Annotated in this window: 4 protein-coding genes; 1 reads left to right on the top strand and 3 read right to left on the bottom strand. The window is 74.2% G+C overall.

Annotated features, from left to right (window positions below; genetic code table 11):
- Positions 1-181: 181 nt before the first annotated feature.
- From serB to glgC, 3 genes are read right to left on the bottom strand one after another with little or no spacing between them, the layout of a single operon-like run.
- Complete coding sequence (serB, locus tag GTR02_RS19780) at positions 182-1,405, bottom strand: phosphoserine phosphatase SerB (RefSeq protein ID WP_166609197.1); 1,224 nt, start codon at positions 1,403-1,405, stop codon at positions 182-184.
- Between the two features lie 46 nt (positions 1,406-1,451).
- Positions 1,452-2,270 carry an LLM class F420-dependent oxidoreductase gene (locus tag GTR02_RS19785; protein ID WP_166609198.1) on the bottom strand — a complete coding sequence of 273 codons (819 nt, stop codon included), beginning with the start codon at positions 2,268-2,270 and terminating at the stop codon, positions 1,452-1,454.
- 47 nt (positions 2,271-2,317) lie between these two features.
- Complete coding sequence (gene glgC, locus GTR02_RS19790) at positions 2,318-3,559, bottom strand: glucose-1-phosphate adenylyltransferase (protein ID WP_166609199.1); 1,242 nt, start codon at positions 3,557-3,559, stop codon at positions 2,318-2,320.
- 186 nt (positions 3,560-3,745) lie between these two features.
- Between glgC and glgA the strand changes: the two genes are divergently transcribed.
- Positions 3,746-4,939: a glycogen synthase gene (gene glgA, locus GTR02_RS19795; protein ID WP_166609200.1), complete on the top strand. Its 1,194-nt coding sequence runs from the start codon at positions 3,746-3,748 to the stop codon at positions 4,937-4,939.
- Positions 4,940-4,943: the final 4 nt, after the last annotated feature.

A 4,943-nucleotide genomic window follows, 5' to 3' on the forward strand; every position in this document is an offset into this window, starting at 1 on the left:
CCCCCGTCCCCGCCGCCGTCCGCGCCCTCCGGCGCGCGGCGCTGGGCCGCGGTCGCCGCGATGGTCCTCGTCGTCGTGGCGCTCGCGCTGCTGGCGACGTGGGCCAGCGGCCGGGGCTGACGCACCCGCGCGGGCGCCACCCCGGCCCGGTCACGCGTCGCCCGGGTCGGCATCGCCCGCGTCACGAGTCGGCGAGGACGCCCTCGGCCGCGTCGGCGTCCTCGACGTCCTCGCGCGTGATGCCCAGCAGCGGCAGGACGGCGTCGAGGTAGGGGACGTTGACGGCGGCGTCGGCTTGCGCGCGCACCAGGGGCTTGGCGTTGAAGGCGATGCCGAGGCCCGCGGCGTCGATCATGTCGAGGTCGTTGGCGCCGTCGCCGATGGCGACCGTGCGGTGCAGGGGCAGGTCCTCGGCGGCGGCGAACTCCCGCAGCGCCCGCGCCTTCGCGGCCCGGTCCACGACGGGCCCGAGCAGGCGGCCCGTGAACCGCCCGTGCACGACCTGCAGGCGGTTGGCGCGGGCGTGGGCGATGCCGAGGTCGGCGGCCAGCGGGCCGACGACCTCGAGGAACCCGCCCGAGACGAGCGCGAGGGTGAAGCCCAGGCGGTGCAGGGTCCGCACGAGCGTCCGCGCCCCCGCCGTGAGCTCGACCGCGGCCCGCACGTCGGTGAGGACGTCGACCGAGAGCCCCTCCAGGCACGCCACGCGCTCGCGCAGGGACGCCGCGAAGTCCAGCTCCCCGCGCATGGCGCGCTCGGTCACCGCGGCGACCTCGGCGCCGCGGCCCGCGTGCGCGGCCAGCAGCTCGATGACCTCCTGCCGGATCAGGGTGGAGTCGACGTCCATGACGACCAGGCGGCGCCCCATCCGGGCGAGGCCGCCGGGGGAGACGGCCACGTCGACGCCGTGCTCGCCGGCCGCGGTGGCCAGCGTGCGGCGCAGGTCGAGCAGGTCGGCGGCCGTGCCGGTCGTGGAGACGTCCAGCTCGATGCTGGTCACGGGCGTGCGCGACATCCGCCGGATGCGGTCGACGTTCGCGCCGCGCTCGGCCACGACCGCGGTGATGCGGGCGACGGCCGCGGGCAGCAGGGGGGCGCCCAGCAGGGTGACGTGCAGCCGCCGCGGGCGCCGCGGGCCGTCGACGCCGAGCCCGGGGGAGCAGGTGACGGTGACGCCCGCGACGTCGCCGAGACCCGCCAGCGCGGCCTGCACGTCGCCCGCGGCCGGTTCACCCAGCAGCACGGCGAGCGTGAGGTGGTCGCGCACCACGACCTGCTCCACGTCCAGGACGTCGGCGTCGGTGCCGGCCAGGGCGGTGAACAGGGCCGACGTGACGCCCGGGCGGTCCTGACCGGTGACCGTGACCAGGACGGTGGGACGGGTGTCGCTGGCGCCGGTGCTCACGTCCGCAGACGGTACCGGCGCCGCCGCGGCACCCGTCCCGCTCGGCTCAGAGGGCCGCGTTCTTCTCGTCGCGCCAGGCCAGCCACGGCGCGACGGGCGACAGGTCGAAGTCGGGGCCCCCCGCGCTGAGCGTGATCAGGCGCGTGCCGACGGCGTACAGCTCCTCGCCGATGCCGGCCGGGTCGCCGTCGGTGGGCGCACCCGCGGACCGCTCGATCTCCGCGGGGTCGCGGCCGAGGTCCGCGCAGTGCGCGTCGAGGACCTCGTGCTTGTGCGCGATGGTCTCCGCGTCGCCGAAGCCGTGCCAGATGTCGGCGTGGCGCGCGACGATCCGCAGCGTCTTCTTCTCCCCGCCCCCGCCGATGAGGACGGGGATCTTCCGGGTCGGCGCCGGGTTCAGCTTGCCCCAGCGCTCCTCGATGCGCGGCAGGTCGTCGCGCAGGGCGTTCAGGCGCCCCCCGGCGGTGCCGAACTCGTAGCCGTACTCGGTGTAGTCCTTCTCGAACCAGCCCGAGCCGATGCCCAGGACCAGCCGGCCCGTGTCGCCGTCGTGGGCGGAGATGTGGTCGACCGTGCGCGCCATGTCGGCCAGCAGTTCGGGGTTGCGGTAGCTGTTGCAGGAGACCAGGGCGCCGATCTCCATGCGGCTGGTCGCCTCGGCCCAGGCCGCGAGCATGGTCCAGCACTCGAAGTGCAGGCCCTCCGGCTCACCGGACAGCGGGTAGAAGTGGTCCCAGTTGAAGGCGACGTCGACGCCCATCTCCTCCAGGGCCGCGGCGGTGCGGCGGATGGCGGGGTAGTCGGCGTGCTGCGGCTGGATCTGGACACCGATGCGCACCGGGCGGGCTGTGGCTGCAGAGGTCATGCCCCGGATGCTGCACCAGTCCGTGCGGGCGCGCGACGGCAGGGTCCTCAGGGGACGATCGTCTGCCCCTTGCCGACGATCGTGATGCCGGAGTCGGTGACCGTGAAGCCCCGGGCGCGGTCCTCCTCGGGGTCGACCCCGACGCGCGCGTCGTCGGGCACCTCGACGAACTTGTCGATGATGGCGCGCTGCACGACGGCGTGCCGCCCGATGCGCGCGCCGTCCATCAGCACGGACTCGCTCACGTGCGCCCAGGAGTCCAGCCGCACGTTGGGGGAGACGACCGACTTCTCCACCAGCGCACCGGAGACGACCGTCCCCGAGGAGATGATGGAGTTCACGGCGTGGCCGTAGGTGCCCTGCCAGCCGTGCACGAACTTCGCGGGCGGGTAGAAGTCCTGCGCCGTGATGATGGGCCACTCGTAGTTGTAGAGGTTGAAGACGGGCATCACCGAGATGAGGTCCATCTGGGCCTCGAAGTAGGAGTCCAGGGTTCCCACGTCGCGCCAGTAGGCGCGGTCGCGGTCGGTCGCGCCGGGGACGTCGTTGTCCTTGAAGTCGTAGACGCCGGCCTCACCGCGCTCGACGAAGTACGGGACGATGTCGCCGCCCATGTCGTGCTTGGAGTCCTCGGTCTCGCTGTCGCGCGTGACCGCGTCGACGAGGGCCTCGGTGGTGAAGACGTAGTTGCCCATCGAGGCCAGCACCTGATCGGGTGCGTCGGTGAGGCCCTGCGGGTTCTTCGGCTTCTCCAGGAATGCGGCGATGCGCTTCGGGTCGCTCGCGTCCTGCTGGATGACGCCGAACTGGTCGGCCAGCGAGATCGGCTGGCGGATCGCGGCGACGGTGCACGGCGCACCCGAGGCGATGTGCTGCTCCACCATCTGGTGGAAGTCCATGCGGTAGACGTGGTCGGCGCCGACCACGACGACGTGGTCGGGGCGCTCGTCGGAGATGAGGTTCAGGGACTGGTAGATCGCGTCGGCGCTGCCGAGGTACCAGCGCTTGCCCACGCGCTGCTGCGCCGGGACGCTCGCGATGTAGCTGCCGAACAGGTTCGACATGCGCCACGCCTGGGAGATGTGCCGGTCGAGGCTGTGCGACTTGTACTGCGTCAGCACGACGATCTTGCGGTACCCGGCGTTGACGAGGTTCGACAGCGCGAAGTCGATCAGCCGGTACGTACCGCCGAACGGCACGGCGGGCTTGGCGCGGTCGGCGGTCAGCGGCATCAGCCGCTTGCCCTCCCCGCCGGCGAGGACGATCGCGAGGACGTTCGGAGCTGCCACGGGGGAACCATAGGCCCGCAGCCGCAGCTGTGCCCACCTCCCGTGGATCACGGTGCGGCACCGGGCGCCCCGCGGGCGCGGCGGCGGTAGGTTGACGGGCCCGGCGCCGGGACCGGCGCCGGGACGGCGGGGACCGGGTGCCGTGCGCCGGACACCGCCGAGGAGCCCGCCCGACGAGGAGCCCGCATGCGTGTCGACCTGCTGACCAAGGAGTACCCGCCGGAGGTGTACGGCGGCGCCGGCGTGCACGTCGAGGAACTGGTCCGCGCGCTGCGCGCGCTGCCGCAGGGCCCCGAGGTCCTCGTGCGCTGCTTCGGCGCCGACCGCACCGAGGAGGGCGTCACCGCCTACGCCGAACCCGTCGACCTCGCGGGGGCCAACGCGGCCCTGCGGACCCTGGGCGTGGACCTGCCCATGGCGGCCGGCGCCGCGGGCGCCGACCTCGTGCACTCCCACACCTGGTACGCCAACACCGCGGGGCACCTGGCCTCGCTGCTGCACGGCGTCCCGCACGTCGTCACCGCGCACAGCCTGGAACCCCTGCGGCCCTGGAAGGCCGAGCAGCTCGGCGGCGGGTACGCGGTGTCGTCGTGGGCCGAGCGCACGGCCTTCGAGGCGGCCGCCGCCGTCGTGGCCGTCAGCGCGGGCATGCGCGCGGACATCCTGCGCAGCTACCCCGCGCTGGACCCCGGACGCGTGCACGTCGTGCACAACGGCATCGACGCCGAGCAGTGGGTCCCCGTCGAGGGCCGGGACCTGGTGCGCGCGAACGGGGTCGACCCCGACCGGCCCAGCGTCGTCTTCGTCGGCCGCATCACGCGGCAGAAGGGCCTGCCGCACCTGCTGCGCGCCGCGGCGATGCTGCCGCCCGAGGTGCAGCTGGTGCTGTGCGCGGGCGCCCCCGACACCCCCGAGATCGCCGCCGAGGTCGCCGGGCTGGTCGCCGAGCTGCAGCAGCGCCGCTCCGGCGTCGTCTGGCTGCAGCGCCACCTCACGCGCGCCGAGCTGCTCGAGCACCTCTCGCAGGCCACGGTCTTCGTCTGCCCGTCGGTCTACGAGCCGCTCGGCATCGTCAACCTCGAGGCGATGGCCTGCGGCGCAGCGGTCGTCGGCACCGCCACGGGCGGCATCCCCGAGGTCGTCGACGACGGCACCACCGGCTGGCTCGTGCCCATCGAGCAGGTCACCGACGGCACCGGCGCCCCCGTGGACCCCGAGCGCTTCGTCGCCGACCTGGCCGCCACCCTCGCCGAGGCCACCTCCGACCCCGACCGGGCCCGCGAGCGCGGCGCCGCGGGCCGCCGTCGCGCCGTCGAGCACTTCGCCTGGACCGCGATCGCCGAGAGGACGATGGAGGTCTACCGCGGCGTGCTCGGCTGAGCCG

Origin of the sequence: Kineococcus siccus (genome assembly GCF_009906795.1) — a bacterium.
Classification (GTDB): Bacteria; Actinomycetota; Actinomycetes; order Actinomycetales; family Kineococcaceae; genus Kineococcus; species Kineococcus siccus.

Bases quoted from the DNA above. Each gene is read 5' to 3' on its own strand.
- GTR02_RS19785 (WP_166609198.1), bottom strand. From the start codon at position 2,270: ATGACCTCTGCAGCCACAGCCCGCCCGGTGCGCATCGGTGTCCAGATC.
- glgA (WP_166609200.1), top strand. From the start codon at position 3,746: ATGCGTGTCGACCTGCTGACCAAGGAGTACCCGCCGGAGGTGTACGGC.